This is a genomic window from Tetzosporium hominis, from assembly GCF_002265435.1.
Lineage (GTDB): Bacteria > Bacillota > Bacilli > Bacillales_A > Planococcaceae > Chryseomicrobium > Chryseomicrobium hominis.
This window is the reverse complement of the sequence record NZ_NOKQ01000135.1, coordinates 1-277: the sequence shown is the minus strand read 5'-3', so window position 1 is coordinate 277 and position 277 is coordinate 1. Positions and strand designations below refer to the sequence as shown.

Below are 277 nucleotides of genomic sequence, written 5' to 3'. Positions count from 1 at the left end.
TAACCGTTATGTTCAATAAAGTCAACCACGGGAAAACAGCTATTTGTGGAATTATCAATGTAACACCAGATTCCTTTTCGGATGGTGGGCAGTTTTTTGCTCTTGAGCAGGCGATCCAGCAAGCCCGTAAATTGATAGCAGAAGGAGCGAGCATGCTAGATATCGGTGGAGAATCAACTCGGCCGGGCAGTAGCTATGTTGGGATAGAAGAGGAAATCCAGCGTGTTGTTCCAGTGATTAAAGCTATCCGTGAGGAAAGTGATGTTCTCATTTCCAT

At 44.8% G+C, this 277-nt stretch carries 1 protein-coding gene; it reads left to right on the top strand.

The window, feature by feature from the left end:
- Window positions 1-8: 8 nt before the first annotated feature.
- The coding region (locus CF394_RS03135) for a dihydropteroate synthase (protein ID WP_165767436.1) at window positions 9-277 on the top strand (269 nt) is incomplete at its 3' end.